This window comes from Corallincola spongiicola, assembly GCF_004284785.1.
GTDB lineage: Bacteria > Pseudomonadota > Gammaproteobacteria > Enterobacterales > Neiellaceae > Corallincola > Corallincola holothuriorum.
This window is the reverse complement of the sequence record NZ_SHLY01000002.1, coordinates 700,682-724,888: the sequence shown is the minus strand read 5'-3', so window position 1 is coordinate 724,888 and position 24,207 is coordinate 700,682. Positions and strand designations below refer to the sequence as shown.

Annotated in this window: 24 protein-coding genes; 12 read left to right on the top strand and 12 right to left on the bottom strand. The window is 49.1% G+C overall.

Features of this window, described 5'->3' with window-relative positions; all coding sequences use genetic code 11:
• Window positions 1-4: 4 nt before the first annotated feature.
• Window positions 5-1,102 carry a peptide chain release factor 2 gene (gene prfB, locus EXY25_RS08870; RefSeq protein WP_114337273.1) on the bottom strand — a complete coding sequence of 366 codons (1,098 nt, stop codon included), beginning with the start codon at window positions 1,100-1,102 and terminating at the stop codon, window positions 5-7.
• 228 nt (window positions 1,103-1,330) lie between these two features.
• Between prfB and EXY25_RS08865 the strand changes: the two genes are divergently transcribed.
• Window positions 1,331-2,392: a PLP-dependent cysteine synthase family protein gene (locus EXY25_RS08865; RefSeq protein WP_130566476.1), complete on the top strand. Its 1,062-nt coding sequence runs from the start codon at window positions 1,331-1,333 to the stop codon at window positions 2,390-2,392.
• A gap of 234 nt (window positions 2,393-2,626) precedes the next feature.
• On the opposite strand, the gene EXY25_RS08860 is transcribed toward EXY25_RS08865, so the two are convergent.
• A complete protein-coding gene (locus EXY25_RS08860; RefSeq protein WP_114337271.1) occupies window positions 2,627-3,388 on the bottom strand; it encodes an outer membrane protein OmpK in 762 nt (253 codons plus the stop codon).
• Window positions 3,389-3,621: 233 nt separating this feature from the next.
• On the opposite strand from EXY25_RS08860, the gene EXY25_RS08855 reads away from it, so the two are divergent.
• The 4 genes from EXY25_RS08855 (at window position 3,622) to gltS (ending at window position 8,513) form a co-directional block, all read left to right on the top strand.
• On the top strand, window positions 3,622-4,863 hold the full coding sequence (locus EXY25_RS08855) for an O-antigen ligase family protein (protein ID WP_130566475.1): 1,242 nt from the start codon (window positions 3,622-3,624) through the stop codon (window positions 4,861-4,863).
• Between the two features lie 83 nt (window positions 4,864-4,946).
• Window positions 4,947-6,182, top strand: a complete 1,236-nt coding sequence (locus EXY25_RS08850) for an O-antigen ligase family protein (RefSeq protein WP_130566474.1) — start codon at window positions 4,947-4,949, stop codon at window positions 6,180-6,182.
• The gene (locus EXY25_RS08845; protein WP_130566473.1) at window positions 6,179-7,243 is read left to right on the top strand and encodes a patatin-like phospholipase family protein; all 1,065 of its coding nucleotides are present in this window, start codon (window positions 6,179-6,181) and stop codon (window positions 7,241-7,243) included. The genes EXY25_RS08850 and EXY25_RS08845 overlap by 4 nt, the downstream gene beginning before the upstream one ends.
• A gap of 70 nt (window positions 7,244-7,313) precedes the next feature.
• Entirely contained in the window at window positions 7,314-8,513 is a 1,200-nt protein-coding gene (gene gltS / locus EXY25_RS08840) for a sodium/glutamate symporter (RefSeq protein ID WP_130566472.1), read from the top strand.
• A gap of 75 nt (window positions 8,514-8,588) precedes the next feature.
• On the opposite strand, the gene EXY25_RS08835 is transcribed toward gltS, so the two are convergent.
• Complete coding sequence (locus EXY25_RS08835) at window positions 8,589-9,497, bottom strand: ROK family protein (RefSeq protein ID WP_207232132.1); 909 nt, start codon at window positions 9,495-9,497, stop codon at window positions 8,589-8,591.
• A 287-nt stretch (window positions 9,498-9,784) separates the two neighbouring features.
• On the opposite strand from EXY25_RS08835, the gene cspE reads away from it, so the two are divergent.
• Window positions 9,785-9,991 carry a transcription antiterminator/RNA stability regulator CspE gene (cspE, locus tag EXY25_RS08830; protein ID WP_114337266.1) on the top strand — a complete coding sequence of 69 codons (207 nt, stop codon included), beginning with the start codon at window positions 9,785-9,787 and terminating at the stop codon, window positions 9,989-9,991.
• 85 nt (window positions 9,992-10,076) lie between these two features.
• Here the strand turns inward: cspE and EXY25_RS08825 are convergent, their stop codons facing one another.
• Complete coding sequence (locus EXY25_RS08825) at window positions 10,077-10,970, bottom strand: LysR family transcriptional regulator (protein ID WP_130566471.1); 894 nt, start codon at window positions 10,968-10,970, stop codon at window positions 10,077-10,079.
• Between the two features lie 95 nt (window positions 10,971-11,065).
• Here EXY25_RS08825 and EXY25_RS08820 point away from each other — a divergent pair, with 95 nt between their 5' ends.
• Window positions 11,066-11,506 carry a PACE efflux transporter gene (locus tag EXY25_RS08820; RefSeq protein WP_130566470.1) on the top strand — a complete coding sequence of 147 codons (441 nt, stop codon included), beginning with the start codon at window positions 11,066-11,068 and terminating at the stop codon, window positions 11,504-11,506.
• A 43-nt stretch (window positions 11,507-11,549) separates the two neighbouring features.
• On the opposite strand, the gene recJ is transcribed toward EXY25_RS08820, so the two are convergent.
• The 4 genes from recJ to EXY25_RS08800 form a co-directional block, all read right to left on the bottom strand.
• Window positions 11,550-13,283: a single-stranded-DNA-specific exonuclease RecJ gene (gene recJ / locus EXY25_RS08815; protein ID WP_130566469.1), complete on the bottom strand. Its 1,734-nt coding sequence runs from the start codon at window positions 13,281-13,283 to the stop codon at window positions 11,550-11,552.
• A gap of 7 nt (window positions 13,284-13,290) precedes the next feature.
• Window positions 13,291-14,043 carry a bifunctional protein-disulfide isomerase/oxidoreductase DsbC gene (gene dsbC, locus EXY25_RS08810; RefSeq protein ID WP_130566468.1) on the bottom strand — a complete coding sequence of 251 codons (753 nt, stop codon included), beginning with the start codon at window positions 14,041-14,043 and terminating at the stop codon, window positions 13,291-13,293.
• 167 nt (window positions 14,044-14,210) lie between these two features.
• Complete coding sequence (gene xerD / locus EXY25_RS08805) at window positions 14,211-15,116, bottom strand: site-specific tyrosine recombinase XerD (protein ID WP_425455758.1); 906 nt, start codon at window positions 15,114-15,116, stop codon at window positions 14,211-14,213.
• Window positions 15,109-15,588 carry a methylated-DNA--[protein]-cysteine S-methyltransferase gene (locus EXY25_RS08800; RefSeq protein ID WP_130566467.1) on the bottom strand — a complete coding sequence of 160 codons (480 nt, stop codon included), beginning with the start codon at window positions 15,586-15,588 and terminating at the stop codon, window positions 15,109-15,111. Before EXY25_RS08800 ends, xerD begins: the two co-directional genes overlap by 8 nt.
• Before the next feature lie 83 nt (window positions 15,589-15,671).
• On the opposite strand from EXY25_RS08800, the gene fldB reads away from it, so the two are divergent.
• The gene (gene fldB / locus EXY25_RS08795; RefSeq protein ID WP_130566466.1) at window positions 15,672-16,199 is read left to right on the top strand and encodes a flavodoxin FldB; all 528 of its coding nucleotides are present in this window, start codon (window positions 15,672-15,674) and stop codon (window positions 16,197-16,199) included.
• An 85-nt stretch (window positions 16,200-16,284) separates the two neighbouring features.
• On the opposite strand, the gene brnQ (EXY25_RS08790) is transcribed toward fldB, so the two are convergent.
• Both brnQ (EXY25_RS08790) and brnQ (EXY25_RS08785) read right to left on the bottom strand, forming a co-directional pair.
• Window positions 16,285-17,610: a branched-chain amino acid transport system II carrier protein gene (brnQ, locus tag EXY25_RS08790; RefSeq protein WP_130566465.1), complete on the bottom strand. Its 1,326-nt coding sequence runs from the start codon at window positions 17,608-17,610 to the stop codon at window positions 16,285-16,287.
• Window positions 17,611-17,648: 38 nt separating this feature from the next.
• A complete protein-coding gene (gene brnQ, locus EXY25_RS08785) occupies window positions 17,649-18,998 on the bottom strand; it encodes a branched-chain amino acid transport system II carrier protein (RefSeq protein WP_130566464.1) in 1,350 nt (449 codons plus the stop codon).
• 255 nt (window positions 18,999-19,253) lie between these two features.
• Between brnQ (EXY25_RS08785) and srmB the strand changes: the two genes are divergently transcribed.
• The 4 genes from srmB to EXY25_RS08765 are packed head-to-tail and all read left to right on the top strand — an operon-like array spanning window position 19,254 to window position 22,996.
• Window positions 19,254-20,552, top strand: a complete 1,299-nt coding sequence (srmB, locus tag EXY25_RS08780) for an ATP-dependent RNA helicase SrmB (RefSeq protein ID WP_130566463.1) — start codon at window positions 19,254-19,256, stop codon at window positions 20,550-20,552.
• A gap of 23 nt (window positions 20,553-20,575) precedes the next feature.
• Complete coding sequence (gene dmeF, locus EXY25_RS08775; RefSeq protein WP_130566462.1) at window positions 20,576-21,619, top strand: CDF family Co(II)/Ni(II) efflux transporter DmeF; 1,044 nt, start codon at window positions 20,576-20,578, stop codon at window positions 21,617-21,619.
• Between the two features lie 30 nt (window positions 21,620-21,649).
• Window positions 21,650-22,093 carry a hypothetical protein gene (locus EXY25_RS08770; RefSeq protein ID WP_130566461.1) on the top strand — a complete coding sequence of 148 codons (444 nt, stop codon included), beginning with the start codon at window positions 21,650-21,652 and terminating at the stop codon, window positions 22,091-22,093.
• A 39-nt stretch (window positions 22,094-22,132) separates the two neighbouring features.
• Entirely contained in the window at window positions 22,133-22,996 is an 864-nt protein-coding gene (locus EXY25_RS08765) for an MOSC domain-containing protein (protein WP_130566460.1), read from the top strand.
• 45 nt (window positions 22,997-23,041) lie between these two features.
• Here the strand turns inward: EXY25_RS08765 and EXY25_RS08760 are convergent, their stop codons facing one another.
• Both EXY25_RS08760 and EXY25_RS08755 read right to left on the bottom strand, forming a co-directional pair.
• On the bottom strand, window positions 23,042-23,635 hold the full coding sequence (locus tag EXY25_RS08760; protein WP_246019530.1) for a class I SAM-dependent methyltransferase: 594 nt from the start codon (window positions 23,633-23,635) through the stop codon (window positions 23,042-23,044).
• Between the two features lie 141 nt (window positions 23,636-23,776).
• Window positions 23,777-24,046, bottom strand: a complete 270-nt coding sequence (locus EXY25_RS08755; protein ID WP_130566459.1) for a hypothetical protein — start codon at window positions 24,044-24,046, stop codon at window positions 23,777-23,779.
• Window positions 24,047-24,207 lie beyond the last annotated feature (161 nt).

The window sequence follows — 24,207 nt, the reverse complement described above, 5'->3', positions numbered from 1 at the left end:
GCCATTACAGGCCAGATTTTAAACTTGCTTCAATAAATCGGTCTAAATTGCCATCCAGTACCGCTTGGGTATTTCGGTTCTCCACCCCGGTACGTAGATCTTTAATCCGGGAGTCATCCAACACATAAGAACGGATTTGACTACCCCAGCCGATATCGCTTTTCGTCTCTTCTTGCGCCTGCTTTTCGGCATTCTGCTTCTGCATCTCTAACTCAAACAGTTTTGCTTTCAACTGCTTCATCGCCTGCGCTTTATTTTTGTGCTGCGAGCGATCGTTCTGACATTGCACAACAGTATTAGTTGGTAAGTGCGTTAGGCGTACCGCGGAATCGGTCCGGTTAACGTGCTGACCACCCGCTCCAGAAGCACGATAGGTATCTACTCGAAGGTCGGACGGATTAATCTCAATCTCAATCGAGTCATCAATCTCAGGATAGATAAACGCCGAGGCAAACGAGGTATGTCGACGGCCGCCGGAATCAAAAGGGCTTTTGCGCACTAACCGGTGTACGCCAGTTTCCGTGCGGAGCCAACCATAAGCATACTCACCTTGAACTCGCACGGTGGCACTTTTCAGCCCAGCGACTTCACCTTCTGACAGTTCAATTATCTCAGTTTTAAAACCTTTATCTTCCGCCCAGCGCAGATACATTCGCAACAGCATGTTGCACCAATCTTGCGCCTCTGTGCCGCCAGAGCCCGCCTGCAGATCGATATACGCGTCCATACCGTCCTGCTCTCCGGAGAACATACGGCGAAACTCCAGCTTGTTCAGCTTGGCTTCCAGATCATCGAGCTCAGCCACCGCCTCATTGAAGGTATCTTCATCTTCCGCTTCAACGGCAAGCTCTAATAAGCCTTCAACATCTTCCAATCCTTGCCGCATCTGGACAATGGTATCAACAACGGCTTCAAGATCTGCACGTTCCTTACCCAATGCCTGCGCCCGATCCGGCTCATTCCAGACATCCGGTTGTTCAAGCTCTCTGGACACTTCTTCCAGACGCTCTTTCTTCACGTCGTAATCCAGATAACCCACCAGCGACTCATTGCGCTCGCGGAAATCATTGATTTTGTTCTGTACCGGATTAATCTCGAACATATAACTGGTATACCATGGAAATTTAACCGCCGGATTCTACCGGAACCGCAACCGAAGATACAGATATTTACCAGCGACATGCGGTTATTTGACAAGCAAAAACCACCGCTACAGCACTTCACAACTTGTTACATATGCTGACAACAAAGATAAATAGAGATCATGGTATCCATAGCCACAAGCTTTTAGGCTAACTCAGTGTTCAGATAACAGACCGATGAAGTCCATATGCGCAACTCAAACCGTCTCTGGGAAAAGCAAGCGATCGCCCTGATTGAAGCGGATTTCAATCGCAGCGCCGATACCCATTTAATAAAACTCAATATTCCTAGCTGCCCAGAGATAGACCTCTACTTGAAGGATGAATCGACCCATCCAACTGGTAGTCTGAAACATCGGCTAGCCAGGTCACTGTTCCTCTATGGCATTTGCAACGGCTGGATCAAAGCCGAACGCCCGGTAATTGAAGCGTCCAGTGGCAGCACCGCCGTCTCAGAAGCCTATTTTGCCCGCATGCTTAATTTACCTTTCATCGCTGTCATGCCAGCATGCACCTCACAAGAAAAGATCGACAAAATCAGCTTCTATGGGGGTCGCTGTCACTTAGTAGAGAACGCCGGGGATATATCAGCGGAAGCGAGACGTTTGGCGCAGGAAACCGATGGCCATTTCATCGACCAATTTACCTATGCCGAACGTGCAACCGACTGGCGGGGGAATAACAATATCGCCGAAAGCATCTTTGCCCAGATGGCCGACGAACCTCATCCAATACCGCGCTGGTTAGTGATGAGTGCCGGAACCGGCGGTACCTCAGCCACATTGGGACGTCATGCGCGATACCATAAAACCGACACGCAACTTTGTGTTGTTGATCCAGACTTTTCAGCCTTCTATCCCTATTTTAACAGTGGTGATTGCGGCATTAATACAGGTAAAGGCTCACGTATAGAGGGGATTGGTCGCCCAACCGTAGAGCCCTCTTTTATGCCTGATGTCATCGACCGTATGATCCAGGTACCAGATGCCGCCAGCATCGCTGCGATAAGACTGTTAGAGCAGGAGCTGGGCCGAAAATGCGGCGGTTCTACCGGAACCAATCTATACGGCAGCTTACGACTCGCATCAGAGATGAAAGCACGGAATGAAACCGGCTCTATTGTGACGTTGATTTGTGACAGTGGTGAACGCTACCTCAATACCTATTACGACGATATTTGGTGTCAGCAACAGCAACTAGATATCTCCGGCTACAAAAATGAATTAACGCAGCTATGGTTTGGTAAGTAATGGGTTGTTGCGACGTTACACAGAACAAGGGCAGAGGTTTAATAGTGGGTGAGATAGCTCATATCTCCTAAACATCCCAGCTTCTATACGTTAGTACACCCCGCGCAGCATTTTGGGTGGACGATCGCCATGGATGGAGGAAATATCTAAAACGCAGGACGCTGTTTTAGACCGTACATCCTGTACATAAAAGGCACCGAAAGGCACCTTTTATGCTTGAAATAATCAGCTTATTTAAAAGTGATATTTCACGATAGCCGAGACAGCATCTTCCTGGTCGACATCAAATGGTACATCATCGCTGATGCCGTATTTGTTGCTCCAGTAATCGTATTCAATACCGACATAAAGCTGACCTTTGCTTTCCGCACCCCAAAGACTCATGCCTAGGTCATACTTGATCTGCGGGTTGATATGCAGGTTTTCTTCGTAGTTGCTGTTATCTGATTTGAATACCCAATCGATATAGCCATCAACAACTAACTCTGATTGACCTACTTCGAATGTCGCCTTCCATACTGGCGTTAACTGCCAGCCTTCGCTGTCATTGTTGTTAGGGTCACGCTTGTAGAGGTTCAGTTGGAAAAAATCGAAACCTGGCAGCGCCAGATCAACCGCAGGACCATAAAGCACACTTTCTACATTGCCCTTACCAAATTCGTAAGTAAATGTAGCGAGCACATCTTGAACAATGCCAAACGAAAGATCTTTATCAAAAATCTTGCCGGCACTGAAACGTGGGGAGATTTCACCATACTGGCCGTCATTTAGCGGGCTGTCGTGATAGGTGATGTAGTCAAAGAACATGAAAAAATCACCATACTTGTGGCCATTCACATGCTCAAATGTCACGGTTGTCTGATCTTCAGAATCAACTTCGAAGTTCGTTCCGTGAAGCAGTGTCAAACTGGTATCAGACCAGAAGAAAAAATCTTCAGCGCTGGCTGGTGCGGCAAACACCAAAGCTGCACCACACAAAGCGGCTTTGTAGTTCATAGGGGGCCCTTAAAAAAAGATATTGGTTTATAGCTAAGCTATGCGGGCGCGGATTCTACAGAGCCGCGCCATTGCTAGCCAGCCAAAAACGTCAATAGAATGATCTAAATTAAACAGAAAGGATAATTTTTAACCACCATTAATAACAACTACGTCACGATTTATTACATATCCAATATGAAAAGTAGCCGTTATGCTTACAATGCGCGCGAGTAAATTCATAAGGTTAGCCATTGAATATCTTTCGCTTGAGCTACTGCGGCCTGCTGCTGGTACCATTTATCGCTCTCATCCCTGATCGCAATGGCACCAGCCTGACGCTCCTTTTGATTTTGATGAGCGGTGCAGCTTGGCTGCAACAAGGCGCGCCATTGCCCCCTCTTCGACAGCAAAAAGTAGTTGCAGGAATTTTGGTGGCTTATGCCACCGCTCTCGGCTTAAACATTTTTCTTGTGAGTGAGCCGACCCTTATTGATCCACTTCATCAGTCTCTGCGAGCAGGGACTTACTTGGCACCTATCGCGGGTTTGTTAACTCTGCTCGCGTTGGCCAATATCACACTGCCCTGGCGCAGGGCATATTTAGCATTTCCATTCGCAGCAATCGCATCCGGCCTCATTGCTCTATTCCAACGTTTAGTTCTTTCGGTCCACCGAGCCGAGGGCTTTACGAATGCCATTTTATTTTCAGATATCTGTGTCGTCTTAGTCGCTGTCGCGTTAGCGACACGTTCTCTCTGGGCAATATCCGAACGCGCTGCCCGTATTCTATTTTGGTCATCAACTCTGTTAGGCATTTGCGCTATCATCATGTCTGGTTCTCGAGGCAGTTGGCTGGCAATCCCAGTGCTTGGCGGGCTCTTGATTCATGGGCAACTATCAGCCCGCCCCAAACTCTACTGGCGCAGCATGGCAGGCCTAATCGTTTGTATACCGCTGACGTATTTATTCCCGATGGTCAAACTCCGTGTTGACCTAGCCATTGTTGAGGTATCTCGTTATTTTCATGAAGCGCATATTCATTCGTCTGTCGGCGCTCGACTTGAAATATGGCGGATCTCGGTCTTCGAATTATTTCCTCAGAATCCCTGGTTTGGTGTCGGCATCCACCAGTTTAAAACCGCGTTGAACACCTTGGCAGAAAACAGGGCTATCGATCCGTCCTTCACTTGGATCAGTCATCCCCATAATGAATGGCTGTATGTCTTAGTAGAACAAGGATTAGTCGGCGTCTTTGCCTTACTCACTCTTTATGGCGGCAGTTACTTCATCATGAGCCATAGCCTAAAAAATCATGACCAGAGGCAGCCTCTGCTATTGGCTGCCCGCTGCTTGTATGCAGGCATGCTTATCTTCGGAATGACAGATGTCATGATGGGAAACCTGATCACTGCCACTTTCTTCTGCGGGATGATGTGCTGGCTATCTCTATGCTCTAACAACCTGAAATGCCCTACTTTAGCCTCAACTAAGTAAGCGTTTAACGGCTTCTCCCCGCTGTATATTCCATCGTATGATGGTTTGAGATATGAATATCGCCTTCAGAAATAGGAATTCGCATGGTAATAAGACGCCCTCAACTCGCCTTTGTTAGCCTTTTTCTTCTTCCTTTCGCCATTGTCATTCCCAACCGAGATGGCACTTTTCTGTTTTTCTTAGCAACACTATTGGCCGTCATGAGTTGCGCTTCCATCTTGGACAAAAAACACGAATCACCTATGGACCTCCGCTGGCTTCTTATCCTATTGCCGTGGCCAGTATGGGTGATTGTTAACGCGCTGTTTAGCGGCACCTTCCAACACGTTTTAGACATTGGAAAAAACCTCCGAAGCTTGAGTTATCTGGCACCGCTATTAGCCTTGCTATTACTTTTTAGTGTCCCCAAACACGCTTCCAGAGCCACCATTGCTCTACCTATCGCAACCTGCCTAGCAGGTATTATTGCTCTCGTACAAAAAGTCTATTTCGGACAGGAAAGAGCCTTTGGTGGCACACATCCAATCCTTTTCGCAGACATCACGTTAATATTGATTTGCTTGAGTTGGGTAACACGAAGCTACTGGAACGTGACGGCTCAGACACGCCACAGTCTGATAACATTGACCACATTATTTGGAGGGATTGCAATAATCACATCAGGCAGCAGAGGCTGCTGGCTCGCTCTCCCAGTCATAGGGTTTCTGTTATTACACTATCGACTGCGCGATAACCGCAAACAGATGGCTGTCGCAATGGGCACCATGCTGATCTTAATCCCTATGTTGTACTTCATACCGCAAGTCCAGCAGCGAGTGAATACAGGCATAGAACAAGCCAGCAACTACTTCAATGGCAGTGATTACAATAGTTCTGTTGCGGCGCGCTTTACCGTATGGGAGTTATCAATTTACGAAATGATCCCTAGTTCACCAATCACGGGAACAGGCTATCAAGGATTTAAATCTAAGCTTCACACTCTTGCCGTATCGGGCAAGGCACATAGAAAATTCACTTGGATCAGTCACGCGCATAATGAAATACTTCACGTATTAACGGAACAAGGCATTATCGGCCTATCAGCCTTCCTCATTATGTATATCGGCAGTTATCGAATGCTGATCGGCAACGCTCAGAAAAGCAAAGATACGCAAAGACTTAAATTGGCGGTACGATTACTCTTTGCTGGCTTCATTGTCTATGGTCTAACCGATACCATGACAGGCAACCTGATCACCCACACATTCTTTTGTAGCATGATCGCATGGTTAAGCTTAATTATTGATCAAACAAAAAGATTCCAAAGGTTGAACCCATGACTTCTGCTTTACGCGTATTAGCTGGAAAAACAGCACGCGAGCATATTCAACAGAAAGGCCTTTCTCCGGACGATATAAAAGTCTTAGTGGGCGCCAGCGGTGGGCCAAAATGGTTTGTTCTCGCCCCATTAGATCGCTATCTGGGGGGCGACTACTTCAAGTCAAGAAAAACACCACTGCAGCTGTTGGGTTCAAGTGCTGGGGCATTTAGATTCAGTTGCTTAGCGCAGGACAATGCGCCTGCTGTCACCCAGCGCTTTCTCGACGGCTATACACAACTGCGCTATCCCGAAGGAGCTTCTGCTCAGCAAATTACGGAAATCAGCCAACAGCTATTAGACCACGTATTCAGTAAAGACAGCGTAAGCCAAATCTTGTCTCACCCCACCATGCGTCTTAATGTCATCGCTGCTCGAGCCAAACATATTAATAGCAGCGAACGAAAGGCATTGCAGATGCTAGGTCTGGGCCTGACAGCCAGTGCGAATGCAGTTCACCGTCGCTTACTAGGTGGCTTTTTTGAACGCACCATATTTCATCACCCCAAGGATAAGGCAGACTTTCTCTCTGTCAGGGATCTGCCGACACAAACCGTCGCACTCAATCAAAGCAACTTGATTGATGCTGTGATGGCCAGCGGCTCAATACCCATGATAATGGAAGGAATAAAAAACATTGCCGGTGCACGGCCTGGCAACTATCGCGACGGTGGTATCACCGATTACCACTTTGACCTGCCGTTTTGTCACGACGGTATCGTCCTGTATCCACACTTTTCTAGTAAAACCATTCCAGGTTGGTTCGACAAAGGGTTACGTTGGCGAAAGCCTAATCCAGCGCACTATGACAATGTCATTATGTTGGTACCCAGTGAACAATTTATTGCCAAGTTACCCAACAGAAAAATTCCAGATAGAAAAGACTTCTCGACTATGGATGATCATACGCGGCTGAAAGCTTGGCGAATGGCGATTGCAGAAAGTGAACGGCTCAGCGACGAGTTTGGCAACCTCATCGCCAATCCTGCAGCCTTATTGGCGGCATTAGAGCCGCTGAACTAAATTGATTTAGGGAACGTTTTTAATTAGTTACTATCGAAATACCGTATTACAGGCTCAAGGAACACTTTAGATGACTGAAATTACCGTCCACGGTTTTGTCTCCTTTACCCTTGCCATCATTTTACTATTCATCGGTAAAGTGGCATTGATGAAATCACCCACCTTACGAAAGTTTAGTATTCCAGAGCCCGTCATTGGTGGTTTCCTCTGTGCTATGGGGGTGGGGTTACTCTACTTTATCTTCGACTGGCAAATTAGCTTTAAGCTTGATGTACGTGACTGGCTGTTACTCTATTTCTTTGCCGGTATCGGCTTAAAATCAGATATCAAGACATTGATATCCGGTGGCAAACCTTTGGTCATTCTCACCGTATTGGCGACCACTTTTATCTTTTTGCAAAACATTGTGGGTGTCAGTATCGCTGATCTTTTCGGCATGGATCCTAAATCGGGTCTGATGGCCGGCTCTATCTCATTAATCGGAGGGGTCGGTACCGCCATCGCTTGGACTCCCACCTTTGTTGAAGAACTGGGTATCACCAACGCATCTGAAATTGGTATCGCTGCGAATACTATCGGCCTAATTAGCGCCTGCTGTATTGGTGGTCCAATCGCTGGCTATTTAATTAAAAGAAACCAACTAAAAACCGGTGATCACGGCACGCTGGATATTGGTGTGACCCACGATGCTAGCCATACCAGTGTCGATTACTACGGCATTTTATGGGCCTGGCTATGGCTCAACATCGCCCTGATTATTGGCCATTTCCTCGATATGGGATTAACCGAGATAGGCATCAGCCTGCCTAAGTTCGTCAGTTGCCTAGTGGCTGGTATCGTCATCAGAAACGTCTTTTCCCCTATGTTCCCTAAATTGCGCTGGCCAGGGCAGGAGCAAGGTTTGTCTCTGATATCTGATATTTGTCTGGGCATGTTCCTGACGATGGCTCTGATGTCACTGCAACTATGGGAACTGAAAGGCGCACTGCTGTTCCTTTCTACCGTCATGGCTGCACAGATCCTGATGTCAGTGCTCTTCACCATTTGGGTAGTGTTCAGGCTAATGGGCAAAGATTACGAAGCCAGTGTGATCTGTTCAGGCTTCGGCGGCATCACGCTAGGTTCAACCGCCACGGCAATCGTCAACATGACCGCCGTCAGTCAACAACATGGTGCTGCTCACCGCGCGTTTATTGTGGTTCCGCTGGTGTGTGGTTTCTTTATCGACATTATTAACGCCATCATTATTAACTTTTTTGTCGGGTTCTAACCTCGACACCACCAATAGAGAAGCCCGATGGCAACATCGGGCTTCTCTTTGTTCCTTTCAAAGCAACCTTGCAGCTTAAGGCCAAAGCCAAGCAGCTCCGCGCACGCCACTGGAATCACCATGCCGGTTTTTAACTATCGGCGTTGAACACTCGCCACCAAAAACATAATCCCCTAGGCTGTCAGGTATCAGGTCATATAAACGATCAATATTCGACACTCCGCCGCCCAAAACTATCACCTGTGGGTCAAGCAGGTTGATAACATGAGCCAGCCCTTTACAGAAATCCAAAACGTAACGCTTAAATACTGACTCCGCAGCTGGGTCACTGTTCAAAGCCATCGCCAGTTCTTTAGCAGAAAGCTGACGGCCTGTTTCACGAAAACAGCGAGCAGCCAACGCTGGGCCACTTAAGAACTGTTCGATACAACCCTGCTGACCACAATAACAACGACCCACTGCAGTCCGTTGGGCATCATCTATCCAAGGCATAGGATTGTGCCCCCATTCACCTGCCACACCGTTAGGCGATGGCAGTAGACGCCCGTGCACAGACACACCAGCACCGACCCCAGTCCCCAAAATCACGCCAAACACACTGTCATAACCGGCACCCGCACCGTCGCCAGCTTCAGAGCTAACAAAGCAATCTGCGTCGTTGGCCACACGGATCTCACGGCTAAGTTGCTGTGCTAGGTCTTCCCTGAGGGGCTGACCTATCAAACAAGTTGAATTGGCATTTTTTACCCTGCCAGTGACCTCTGAAATCGTACCAGGGATACCAACACCAACGGTTCCCTGCTGGCCCAATACAGATTCAGCCTCCAGCACCAGCTGCTTGATCACTGACAGCGTGGCGTCATAGTCGCCTTTAACGGTCATCATCCGCTGGCGATACAACTCAATGCCATTGCTATCCAAAGCGATAATTTCAATTTTAGTACCACCTAGATCGATACCTAAACGCAATGCTGCCCCACTCATTGATGCCTTAATGACCACAGAGAACTGATTGAAAGAGCTTAATTTAGCGCAAGAACATCCATCAAGCTCAATTTGCACATTTTTTACCCATCCATTTGTTGACAAGGTCAGGGATTGCTTTAGTATCAACTTTGCGCTCGGATGCGCGGTTACATTATTTGTTACGTTACGATGCTATGTCTGTAGACTCTGTCCTGACCCAGTCGTCTTGTGTTCAAATTAGTGAACTTCGCAAACAAGCGGTAAGCCAAATTTGGCACTGTTAATTAATGTTCTAGGAAAGATTTATGTCTACTGTTACTGGCACTGTAAAATGGTTCAACTCTGACAAGGGTTTCGGTTTCATCCAGCAGGAAAATGGCCCTGACGTGTTTGTTCACTTCCGTGCTATCACTGGCGCTGGCTTCAAGACTCTTGAAGAAGGCCAGAAAGTTGAGTTCACTGTAACTCAAGGTCAGAAGGGTCCACAGGCCGAAAACGTAACTGTTGTCTAATTTCAGCCTAACCGCTGAGTATTAGAGAAATTAAGCCGGTGAGCAATTTGCTACCGGCTTTTTATTTGCCTGTCATTTACCCTACTCAATGAATCACCCCAGCTAATTTTCCCATCAGCCACTTCAGCACCTCGTCACGCTGCAGATCAAAACGCCAAATAAGATCCGTCGCTTGCTCCCACACAGGGGCCTCCATTGTGGTATGCAATATTTTTAGCTTTCCCTGAGCCAAGGCTGCCCGCGCAGCATATTCCGGTACGCTCGTCCATCCCACGCCCATTTTGGCCAGTTCCACCGCACTCCAAATGTTACCCGCATGCCAGCAGGAGGGTGATAGCTGCCAATGACTTGCTTGCTGCCGCCTGACACTCACCAGCACCTGCCGATAGCGACTTAACGTGGATACTTCAATTGCTGATAGCCCGACTAACGGATGCTCAGGATCTGCGACACAGACCATCTGCGTCATACCGTGGCGGGCAAAAGCGAGATCATCATAAACCTGGGACATCTGCACTGTCAGTCCAACCTGCGCCTCACCGTTTCTCACTATGGCCGCCACCTCTTCCAGCACCGGATGAACCAAATCCACCGAAAGCGTAGGAAAACGCTGCGACAAATGCAGCATGGTTTTGTCAAAACTTCCGTCCAACGCCATCTCGTCAGCAGCGATCACCAATCGTGTCCGTTGTTTCGCTTGCAACGATGCCGCGATCCCGGAAAGGTGATCCGCTCGTAACAATAGAAAACGCGCTTCATCCAGGATCGCCCGTCCCGCAGCTGTTAACTGCGGATAACGGCCGCTGCGCTCAAACAACACCACATTGAGATCCAGTTCCAGATTTTGTATCTGATGACTGATCGCGGACTGCGCTCGACCTAGCTTTCTCGCAGCCGCAGAGAAGGAACCGCTGTCTACCGCTGCGATCAACACCCGCAGCTGCTCCAGAGTGTAATGACCTGCCAGTTTACTCATCATCCCTACTCGATGTATCTAATTTATAGATACATTGTAACTTTGATACAGCTGGCTATCGAATACTATCTACCCATTATCGACATCCAGAGATTAAAATGAGAGCACGCAACGATAGGATCCGTCATAGCATCGGTTATCAATTGGGATCACTAGGTGTATTGATGCCACTAATCAGTTGGCTAACGGGCCACCCGATGCTCAAACTAGGAGTTTTGGCACTCTGCTTTGCATCTTTGTGTGCCTGTTGGAACTATCTTTTTAGCGGCTGGTTTGATCGTGTTATCTACCGACGTTATGGCCGCACAGATAAACGTTTCATCGAACGTTGCCTTCACGCCTGTGGTATCGAGATGGGTATTCTTTGGCTGACAACGCCACTCATCGCCTGGTGGCTAAAGCTATCTCTGCTGGATGCGCTGATGATGGATATCGGACTCGTAGTACTCTATCTGGTGTACACGCTTGCTTATAATTGGCTATACGATCTGCTGTTTCCAGTACACGGCCATCTCGCTATCCCTTATGAAGTGAAATAGGATCAGGGAAAATACGCGGTAGAAAGTAGCGTTGCGCGAGGGATCAGCCAGCGATCCCTTGCAAATACTGCACAACAAACTGCAGTGTCACATTGCCACGAAACTCATTAGCATCCAACTGATAGGCAACATGTACTTTGCGGATCGAGGGATCGGGCCAAGTTTCAGTATCAACATTAAAAGCGATAGCATCGATGGCAGTAACACCATTGTCAGGCGACAACACCATTTTCAGGTGGCGCTGACCAACAATGCGCTGCTGCAACAACCAAAACTCCCCATCAAATACCGGTGCAGGAAATGCTTGTCCCCAAGGACCCGCATCCCGCAGTTGATACGCGGTATCCAAGGTCAGCTCTGATAGCGAAAGTTCACCATCACTGAGTACCACGTTACTTAAGTCACTCGGTGTGAGCGTTGCTGCAACTGTTTGCTCAAAAACCTGCTGAAAGCGGGCATAGTTATCAGCGTGGATACTCAAGCCTGCCGCCATGGCGTGACCACCGAACTTAATAATCAACGCTGGATGCTGACTGTCGATTTGCTCCAACAGATCGCGCATATGCAAACCAGAGATAGAGCGCGCAGACCCCTTTAACTCTCCATTTCCAGCATCGGCAAATGCCAGTACCGGACGATAGAAACGCTCCTTAATACGGGAAGCGAGGATCCCTATCACGCCTTGGTGCCAGTCTGGTTGAAACAGACATAAGCCTAACGGCAGATCCGCTTCATCGACATCCAATGCCGACAGAGCCGCCAGCGCTTCCTGCTCCATTCCCTGCTCGATCTCGCGACGAGAACGGTTAAGCGTATCCAACTCCTCGGCCATCTGTTTAGCCTGCTGGAAATCATCACAAAGCAAACAGTTAATACCAAGAGAGATATCATCCAGCCGTCCGGCTGCATTGAGGCGCGGCCCTAAAGCAAAACCCAGATCAGATGCCGTCATCTCCCGCTGTTTACGCTGAGAGAGATCAATCAACGCCTGGATCCCTGGACGACATCGACCGCTGCGGATCCGCTGCAAGCCTTGATGCACCAAAATACGGTTGTTCTGATCCAGCGGCACCACATCAGCGACGGTACCTAAAGCAACAATATCCAACCAATCAGCCAGATTGGGCTCAGCTAACTGCTGCAGGGCAAACCATCCTCGCTGGCGCAACTCTGTGCGTAAGGCTGACAGCAGATAAAACGCCACACCGACGCCCGCTAACGATTTACTCGGAAACTCACAACCAGGCTGATTGGGATTCACAATGGCATCCGCAGCAGGCAGTTGTTCACCAGGCAAATGGTGGTCGGTGACCAGCACCTGCATACCTAACTGCTTAGCTTTCGCCACCCCTTGAATGCTCGAGATACCATTATCAACAGTGATCAGTAACTCTGCCCCTTGTTGATGGGCAACATCAGCGATCTCAGGACTCAACCCATAACCATAATCAAAACGATTGGGCACCAGGAAGTCGACAAACTTTGCGCCCATAGCACGCAGCGCCAAGACACAAAGGGCGCTCGACGTCGCACCGTCGGCATCAAAATCTCCAACAATTAACAGCCGCTTCTGCGCATTCAGTGCATCGGCAAGCAACACCACTGCCGGTTGCATGCCTTTCAGCTCGGTTGGTCGAGCCAGGTGGGAGGTTTGTCGTTCGAGCTGCGGCGCGGCAGTAATACCACGGCTAGCGTAGATACGTTGCAGAAGAGGCGGTAATCCAGCAATAACAGCATCAGCCGCTGGCAGCGGCCGACGCTCTATGGTCATAGACATCTAAATATTATTGCTGTTCAAGCGTAGCAAGCAGCTGACGTGGTGGCAGATAACCGCCCAACATCTCACCGTTCGGACGAATAATCGCTGGCGTTCCGCGCACGCCAAACACGCCACCCAGTTTATAATGTTGCGCAACTGGGTTATCACATTTAGCTTTCTTCAGAGCCTTACCCGATTTGGCATTGGTCATCGCCTGCGCTGGATTGTCAGCACACCATACAGAGGCAATCGTATCACCACTTGGGGAGTTTGGACCCGAACGAGGGTAAGCCAAGTAACGTACGGTAATACCCAGATCATTGTACTCTTCCATCTGGCTATGCAGCTTGCGACAATAACCACAATCAATATCAGTAAAGATAGTCACCACATATTTTTCATTCTTTGCCGGGTAACTGATCATACTATCTTCTACAGCAGCTAAGCGCTTCAACCGTTCTCCGGCCATTGCCGACTCAGTCAAATCTTTTGGCTGCCCGTCAATGTTGTACACTTTCCCTTGGATCAGCAAAGCGCCATCAGAACTGATATAGAACACGCCAGCATCGGTCAGCGCCTGATAAAAGCCTTGGATCGGCGATGGCGTTAACGTAATCACTTCCGTATTCAGTAACGCATTCAACTTATCCGCAAGCACCTGCTGCTCAGGATCAAACTTTGCTGTCGATTCCGACGCAGTTGATACCACGAAATACGCCGACGTCAATAACGCTGCGCTCACCAACAGCAACCACTTAAATATCTTCTTACCAGTCATCAAAAAAACCTGCTTCAATGGGATACCTATTAGACCCCGTTCACCGAGAAAAATTACATATCGAAGTGGGTATTTACAAACCACTTGGGTAATTGCCAAAAGCCACTTCTCAGAAAATAGCTAGCCCGCAGTTTACCTCCGCTGCTAGCCACTGACCAGCAGCGATTTTACGCTCTGGGGTGGTGCTCACTATGCAACGACTTTAAGCGCTCTCGTGCAACCTGGGTATAGATCTGTGTTGTTGATAAATCACTGTGACCCAACAACATCTGCACTACACGCAGATCGGCACCGTGATTTAACAGGTGCGTAGCAAAAGCGTGACGCAGCGTATGAGGTGATAAGTCGGTGTTTATCCCAGCCATCTGCGCATATTTCTTAATCCGGTGCCAAAAGGTTTGCCGGGTCATCGGTTGGCCATAGCGTCCGGGGAAAATCACATCGCTCTCTTGATGTGGCCCCAACAGCTCTCGCCGCCCATTTGCGAGGTACTTTTGGAGCCAATCCAACGCAACTTCACCTAGCGGCACCAAGCGCTCTTTATTGCCTTTACCACTGACCCGCACCAACCCCTGCCGCAGTGAAACTTCCGATAGGCGCAAGTTAACCAGCTCAGACACGCGTAAACCAGAAGCATAGAGCACCTCTAACATCGCTCTATCACGCCAACCAATCGCCTCGGATAACAACGGCGCTTGCAACAAGTTATCGACATCGGTTTCACTGAGCGTTTTCGGCAAACCGGCAGGCAAACGCGGCCCCTCTAATAGCGCGGTCGGATCCAGATCGGTCCATTCATGGCGACGAGCAAATTTATAGAAGTGACGCAACGTACTGAGCAGCCGGGCATTACTGCGAGCGCTCAGCCCTTTTTCCAATCGACTACCCAGGTACTGCTGCAGATGCAGATGATCTAACACAAATGGCGTGAGCTCCTGCCCTTGCAGCCAACTGAAAAAGTGATTCAGGTCGGTTTGATAGGCCGCGATGGTGTGCTTACTCAATCCCTTTTCTAACAACAAATATTCCCGGAACCGCCGAATATATTTATCGCACTCTAGGTTATCATTCACTGCTAACCGCTCCCTCATGGCACAACAGCCAACGTTTAATCTCCAGCATAGGTCCTTGTCTTGCGCCAGAAAAGCCGCCCAAGCTGCCACTGGCAACGACGCGATGACAAGGCACAACCCACGGTAACGGATTACGCCGACACGCGCCCCCCACTGCGCGCGCGGCACTGCCCAGTGCCGCCGCCATTTCACCATAGGTTTGCACTTCTCCAACCGGAATGGCTAACAGCTGCTGCCATACCTTGGATTGAAACTCGGTGCCTTGCGGCAGTAACGGCAAATCAAAGCGAAAAGCAGGCTCCTTGAGGTATGCCGCCAACTGACGCTTAACCTCACGGGTCAATGCACTTGGAGCACCTAGCGCTGAGCTTTCAGGCAGGTAGATCAGTTTCTCTAACTCACCACCGTTATCAAAGATGGCGACGCGACCAAAGGGGGCATCAAAATAACCGGAAGGCAAAGGCTCTAACATGGATACCGCTATGTGCAGGGGAAAGGGATTTGATACCATTGAGTGATAGTCTGGGTAAAGCGTTAGTTTAAAGAAGTGATGTGATGAAAATAGGTTTGTTTTTTGGCTCCAGCACTTGCTACACCGAAATGGCGGCAGAAAAGATCCGCGATCAACTGGGTCATGATCTCGTCGATCTCCACAATATCAAAGAGGTGTCTTTAGCTAAGACTGCCGACTATGAGATGTTAATCTTCGGCATCAGCACCTGGGACTATGGTGAACTGCAAGAGGATTGGGAGTCGCACTGGTCAGACATTGATGACCTCTCTTTGAACGGAAAGATAGTGGCTATCTTTGGCATGGGAGATCAGGAGGGCTATGGTGAATGGTTCTTAGATGCGATGGGCATGTTGCACGACGCCATTGCACCGCAAGCTCCAGAGATACTAGGTTACTGGCCGAATGATGATAGTTATCAGTTTGCTGGCTCAAAAGCGTTAACCCAAGATGGCAAATATTTTGTCGGCTTAGCACTCGACGATGAAACCCAATATGAGCTCAGTGACAGCCGTATAGCGACCTGGTGCGATCAGTTGCTCAACGAACTGAATACTCTCAGCGCAGAGTGAGAGCTCATTGGCTCATTTAGGCCGTCAATAAAAAAGCCGCTTCCAATGGCAAGCGGCTTTTTAAATGCAAAACGACTTCATCTCATCAAGAATTAGTCACCGCAGCTTTAGGCATCATAAACGAGCCAACCAACACCACGGTCACCGGCAACAACCAAGCAAGGCCATAACTAAACAGAGGCAGGGCTTGAGCAAATGCCAGCCCTTCATCTTCAACCAATCCAGTCACCTTTATCGCATCCAGCAGAGCCATCAATAGCGCAATAGACAGCACGGCATAGAATGCCAACTTCGGATTGGGCAACTTATCGACCAGTAGATTGAGGATAACCAAGGCAATCGCCACAGGATAAAGCGCAAACAGCACAGGTACAGAAACGGCAATCAACTGAGTCAGACCCACATTTGCCACGATGGCACACAACACGGCGATGATAATAACCCAGCCTTGATAACTGACTTTTTGCCAAAGACGATTGAAGTAATCAGCGCAGGCACTGATCAGTCCAACGGCAGTGGTTAAGCAAGCCAGCGTCACAACAGCGGCCAAAATCAGCTTACCTGGCCCCCCGAACATCGCCTGCACATAACGTGCAAACACCTCGCCACCATTAGCTGCATTGGGCGCGACATCATTGCTGGTTACACCTAAATAGAACAAAGACATATAAACAAAAGCTAAACCGCTAGCAGCAATAATACTGGCAAATATCAGGTAGCGAGTTTGCAACTTCACATCGCTGATCTCTTTCTTGCGCAGTACGTCAACGATCAGCATGCCAAACATCAAGGCACCAAAGGTGTCCATGGTGTTATAACCTTCAAGAAAGCCTTTGGTGAACGGTTGGCTGACGTAGTCCCCTACGGGTGCGACGGCATCTCCCAATGGGTTCATCAATACAGTGACCGACAACACCAATAGCAACAGGATCAAAACAGGCGTGAGGATCTTACCGATATAGTCGATCAGATTCCCCCTATGCAGAGCCAAAGAAGCAGCCACAATGAAAAAACCAATAGAATAGGTCAGCAACACCCAAGCTTGTGGCTCTGCTGAAGATAAGAATGGTTTAAAACCCATTTCAAAAGCCACAAGGCTGGTGCGGGGCGTAGCGAAGGCGGGGCCAATAACAATGAAAATAGCCAAGGTGATGGCAATCCCCACACCCTTAGGTAACAGGCGGGTCATTCGGGGCAACCCGCCACCGGCTTTTGCACAGGCCAACAAAGTCAGTAACGGTAACCCCACTGCGGTAAACAGAAAGCCCGCCATCGCTGGCACAAACTCCGTGCCCGCTTGCTGCCCTGCTAACGGTGGAAAAATAATATTCCCCGCCCCCAAGAAGAAAGCAAAGGTCATAAAACCTAAAGCAAATATATCAGTGGTAGATAGCTGTTTAGTCTCTGACATTTTATTTTAACTTTTTGATAAATTAATAAAATTATAGGTTACGAATCGCCATTATCCTGCACGGCCGAAGTTTCTGTAGCGGCTTCTTCTCGCGGCCCAATCACAGTTAACACCACCACCAACAACACCGGAACAACCCAACCTAAACCTAAATCGAACAGCGGCACACTATCCAACAACTCAATCCCTGGGATCTTATCGAGTATGCCAAGAAATCTTGCCGCGTCACACAAACCAAAGAGCAAAGCAAATACCGCAGCCCAACAAAACGTACGTGTCGGAGCCGGTAGCCATTTGGCTGACAAATTGAGTAATACCAAGACAATTGCCAATGGATAGACAGCAAACAGCACTGGGATAAAAGCACCAATAAGTGCCGATAACCCGATATTGGCGACCAAGGTACAGATGGCGACTAAAACAAACAGCGTCGGACGGTAGGAAAGCTTTGGCCAGCGCTCAACAAAATACTCAGCACAGGCACTGGTGCCGCCAACCGCCGTTGTCAGACAGGCAAGCCCCACAACAAACGCCAGTACCAGTTGCCCACCCAAGCCCATCGATGCTGACATATAAAGGGTAAACACTTCACCGCCATTAGCAGCGCCTGGCGCCACACTATGGCTCGTTGCCCCCATGTAGAACAAGATGATGTAAACACAGGCTAAACCAATAGCGGCAATAGAGCCGCCTAAAATCAAACTGCTGTATTGATGACGTTGTGCTTCAACACCTTTGTCTTTCAAAGTATTAATAATCAATACGCCAAACAGCATGGCTGCCAGCAGATCCATGGTCATATAACCTTCAAGAAACCCTTTGGTAAACGGCGTCGCAACAAACTCACCCTGCCCCTCACCAATCGGTGCCAGTGGTGCGGTAAACACCACATAGCCAAGTACCGCAATCAATACCAACATCAACGGCGCAATAAATTTACCAATGCGATTGAGTAACTTGCTCGGATTTAACGCCAACCAGAAGGTCAAAGAGAAATAGCCAAGAGAGAAACCGGCCAATAAAAAATCTTGGTTCACTTCAGTGAAAAAAGGCTTAAACCCCATCTCAAAAGCAACCAAGGCCGTGCGGGGAATACCAAATCCTGGCACCATCACGATGTAAATCGCTAACGCCAACAGTAAACTGGCGCCCGCAGGCAAGTAACGGCCCAACTGGGCTAAACCACCTCTAGCAGCAGCCAGCGAGATCACTCCCAGTAGCGGTAAGCCAACGGCCGTGATCAAAAAGCCCAAGGTAGCAGGCAACACTTCGTGCCCCGCTTGCTGTCCCGCCATCGGCGGAAAGATCCAGTTTCCTGCCCCTAAGAAAAAGGCCAATAACATAAAACCTAAACCGAGCGTATCAGCGGTATTCAGTGGACGGGACAAGCGATTACCTCATTTGGATAATTCAAAACATGGTCGCCGTATTGCCTACACGGGCAAGCAAAACCACCAAGCTTTAGTAACTAATTAACGAAAAACATTAACACGCTGACAAGTTTGCGCAAACCAAGGCTGCCATAAGTTAGGCCATTTTTTCCAAATCATGCTGTTTTTATTTACTTCACAGCCAGATAGCTGCTGCCGGTTGCCGCAGCCTGAGTTAGAATAGAGCTATTGTGCCGTAAAATATGACCAGCCATGACGCCAGATTTTGAATCCTTAGATATCGCTCCCGAACTGATCCGTGCCTTAGCGGAGTTAGGCCACTCTCGCCCAACCACAGTGCAGCAGGAGATGATCCCGTTCGCCTTAGATGATCGTGACGTGATGGCGTCCGCCCCAACAGGCACAGGGAAAACAGCGGCGTTCTTGTTACCGGCACTGCAGCATTTGATCGATTTTCCCCGCAGAAAACCCGGGCCGCCCCGAATTCTTGTCTTAGTACCAACCCGAGAATTAGCCCAGCAAGTGCTGGATTACGCCATTACCCTGACCCAGTTTACTGAGCTGAAATGCGCTTCAATCACCGGCGGGGTCGAATATGAAAAACATGTCGGTACCTTGCACGGCAGTTGTGATCTGGTGGTCGCGACACCTGGGCGATTAATGGAGTATATCAACAGCGAAGTGTTTGATTGTCGTGCGGTTGAATGCCTGATCCTGGACGAGGCCGACCGCATGCTAGATATGGGCTTCATCGCTGAAATGGATCGCATCGCCGACGAGACCCGTTGGCGCAAGCAAACGTTGCTACTGTCAGCCACCTTGGAAGGCAAAGGTTTAGAGAAATTTGCCCGCGATGTGCTCAAAGAGCCAGCCTTGGTTCATTCCGAGCCTCCACGCCGCGAAGCCAATAAAATTGTGCAGTGGGTGCACCTAGCAGACAACCTTAAACATAAACAAGCGTTACTCGCATCCATCCTAACAAATGAAGAAACGCAACGTGCCATTGTCTTCGTTAAGACTCGTGACCGCCTGATGGAGCTGTCTGCAGCCCTCGATAATGCCAATATTGTGCATAGTTGGATCCGTGGTGAAATGGCACAAGATCGACGGAACGAGGCACTGCAGAAATTCCGCGACGGCGATACTCATATATTGCTAGCCACCGATGTGGCCGCTCGCGGGCTGGATATTCCAGAGATCTCTCATGTCATCAACTATGACTTGCCACGCACCGCCGATATCTATGTCCACAGGATTGGTCGTACCGCACGGGCCGGACGCAAAGGGATCGCTGTCAGTCTGATTGAAGCCCACGATATGGCCAACTTGTCACGTATCGAGCGTTATACCGAGCAGCAGTTAAAACGTCGAACCATAAAAGGCTTGGCGCCACAAAACCGGGAAGCCCGACTGCCCGGTAAAGGCAAAGGCAAAGCCGGTAAGAAGAAGCTCACCGCCGTACAAGCTAAGCGCAAAGCCAAGAAGCAACTAAAACGCGCAGTAAAAAAATCGGCAGCGAAGAACAGTGCAGCTAAAACTACAGACTCTTAAAGCGTCTGCATTCACAGTGAGTTATGAACCAGAAAAACGTGGTACCAAGCTGCCCCAAGCATAGATATCAGCCAGACCATACTCAGGGAGAAAAACGTACCTGGTATGTACTTTGGCTGACGGCTGTCACTATGGTCATCGAGATCATCGCAGGCACCGTATATGGCTCGATGGCACTATTGGCCGATGGCTGGCACATGGCGACCCACGTTGCCGCCTTTGCTATCACGCTATTTGCCTATCGCTATGCCACCCGCCATGCGCAAAACGCCACCTTCACCTTTGGCACCGGCAAGGTCAGCTCACTCGGTGGCTTTGCCAGTGCGGTCGCCCTCGCGGTGGTCGCACTATTTATGGCGATGGAATCGGTAGAAAGGCTCATATCTCCTTCCGAGATCCGTTTCAATGAAGCCATTGTTGTGGCCATTATCGGTCTGTCGGTCAACCTGTTAAGCGCCTGGCTATTGATGGGGGCAGGCGGCCACCACCATGGCCATGATCACCACGGGCATAACCATCATCATACTGAACATCATGCTCACAACGAGCATGCTCCCCATGGCCACGCCTCCCATAAAGAGCATCATCATGACCACAACTTACGTGCCGCTTACATGCATGTGCTGGCAGATGCGCTGACCTCAATAACAGCGATATTAGCGCTGCTGGCAGGCAAATGGATGGGTTGGTACTGGATGGACCCCTTAATGGGGATTGTTGGTGCAGTTGTCATCAGCCGTTGGGCATTAGGGCTACTGAAACAAACCAGCGAAGTGTTGCTCGACCATGCCCCCAAAAAGGCTCGATGTGAGGCGATCGTAGAAGCACTGCACGCAGTAGAACAAACCCGCGTTACCGATCTGCATCTGTGGCAAACAGCGCCCAATCAATATGCCGCCGTCATCAGTCTAAGAAGCCATGCGGCAAACTCAATTGACGATTTCCGCGCTCGGCTCAAACCTTTTACTGAGATCAAACACCTCACCATAGAACTCGATGCTATCGTGGCCCCAGGTGACCATGGTGGTGAAAATAACCACTCACATTGTGCTTCACATAACCACTAACGATAACCAGCACATAGGGGAGTACTGGCAATGCAAGAACATGGGCAAGCACAATGTCACGCATTTGGTCAGGTTCTCTGGATCACCGTCGAAGGTAGTGTCAATCAGCTATTCTCAGAGAGTTATCGAGACAGAGTGATCGCGGCAGCATTGCCACTTGCTGGCAAGCCTTGGGTTCGCGTCACGGATATCCGGCACTGGCAACTTGGTGGCCCAGAGATTATGCCGGCGTTAAACGAGCTGATGCAGTGGTGTGAAACCCATGAGATGGCACACAGCATCAACATCGTGTCGCTAAAAAACCTGCAGGTACACCTGCTCGATAAGATGATGGCGGGTGTCAGTCGACATTCACAAAGACATGTGCTGCAATCACCAAAGCAAGCCATAGCGCAGTTAGCGACGCTCGGTTACCCACTAGAACCGAGCCAGGTGATGACAGCCCTCTACCCGGGGTTGCCTAATTTAGACTAACCTATGCCCCTGCATCGCCTTTATCAACGGAGTCTTGCCATGTCGTGTGTGGTCACCCATCTGTATATCTATCCGGTGAAATCACTGGCTGGCATCTCTTTACCTGAAGCGCAGTTAAGCGTCGAAGGTTTGCAATATGATCGGCAGTGGATGCTGGTCGATAGCAAAGGGCGTTTCGTCACCCAGCGTCAATGTCCCGCCCTGGCAGCGATCAAAACAGCCATAGAACCAGAACAACTGATCCTAAGTGCCGAAGGCCATGAACCATTCAGCATCCCCCTTAAGCGCACGACACACGTGCCGTTGCCGCTGATGGATGTCACTGTATGGAAAGATCAAGTGGAAGCAACGGATGAAGGTGACTCAGTTTCGCAATGGTTAGCCAAGGTACTCGGTACACAATGGCCCCGCCCGTTACGCTTGGTTCGTTTCGCTGAGCAAGCCCAGCGACCGGTGAGTCAGAGCCACCTTCGCCAAGGGGAAAGTGCCAATACCCATTTCGCCGATGGTTATCCATACCTACTAGCTAATCAAGCGTCACTGGAGGAGTTCAACAATGTGCTGGCAGCACAAGGGTTACCAACGATACCGATGAGTCGTTTTCGTCCCAATATCATTGTCACCGGTTGGTCAGCCTTTCAGGAAAATCATGTCTCAGAGGTGAGCCATGATGACTACAGCTTGGCACTGCGCAAACCGTGCGAGCGCTGCCCAATGATCACGGTTGATCAACAGTCAGGTAAGCGCCAAGAACCAACGGGACAGCCGCTACGCGCGTTGACCGAGATGGCCACCCTAGGCGACGTAAAAGCAGGCGCGTTTTTCGGCCAAAATGCGATATTGGTTGATGGTTTATCAAAAACAATCAAGGTCGGAGACCAATGGCAATACCAGGCAAAGTGACGCCTGACAATGGGGTTCATAATGAGTTAGGTCGGAGGTTCAGAGCTATTGCCTAAGCGTGCCGATAGCTTGCACCACGGCGCCAACACCATGATGATTAATGCCTTCCACCACTTCGCGCTCCAGCTCTTCAAGGTGACTGAATGTCATATTAGGTAACTCTTTAACTAACGTTTCCTTTGCTATCATCATCTCTGCAACAGGTGGGCCGCCTGTTTTATATGCCAATTGCGCTGGCCGATAGCCTTCAAGTAAAAAAACACCGTTAGGCTTAAGTGCGCGTTCAATACGTTTGTACAGATCTTGCCTCAGCGCTGGTGGCAAATGGCAATAGATAGACACTATGCCGTCCCATTGACTTTCTCCGAGCTCAAATGTGGCCAAATCTTCACAAACAAGTTCGATATCCACAGCGCTGTGTTCAGCCAACTTTTTAGCTTTCTCCAGGCCGACCGAAGAGATATCGACGGCCGTTGCCGCATACCCTTGCTTCGCCAGAAAAACGGCATTTCGCCCTTCCCCTTCCGCCAATAACAGCACCCTGCCCTTTGGAATGGCTTTGTAGCGCTCCTTTAAAAAATCATTGGGCAATTTGCCATACACATACTGCTCAGTGGCATACACTTGATCCCACATCATCACTCTCTTCTTCGATTTTCTAGCGGCAAGCTGATGTCATCCCCTCGTTTAGCCCAGACATCGACAAGATGGGAGAATAACCTTCTATTTGAACAACATACATTGACACTTTCTGCGGTTGCGCTCCTAGACTACCTCTATTCACTCAACCTGACTCACGGTAAATTGGCCATTAGGATCTCGCTTAACACGATATTTTCCAGCATTACATTTTACAACCCAGTCATTATCACCGGCACTTTTTACGTTAATAACTTGGTGACAGGAAAAACCCGCGCTGCGGATCGCCGCACGCAAGTCTCCACTCGCCACTTCTGAAGCGTTAGCAAAAAAAGCCACAATAAAGAGAATGATAAAAACAACAGATGAGGTTACCGATTTTTGCATATTGTGAAGCTGAATATGTGGCATAAAGAGAGTCTCCTGCGACTAAATGTCGAGATGAATGAAGTCAGTGAACGGATAACTCTAATGGTAGAAGCAAATTCTGCTCTGAGTGCGGCAAATACCCATGTCGCGGTCACATAGTTATGATGGCAAAACACAATATCCTAGACCTGTGGTTTGCCATC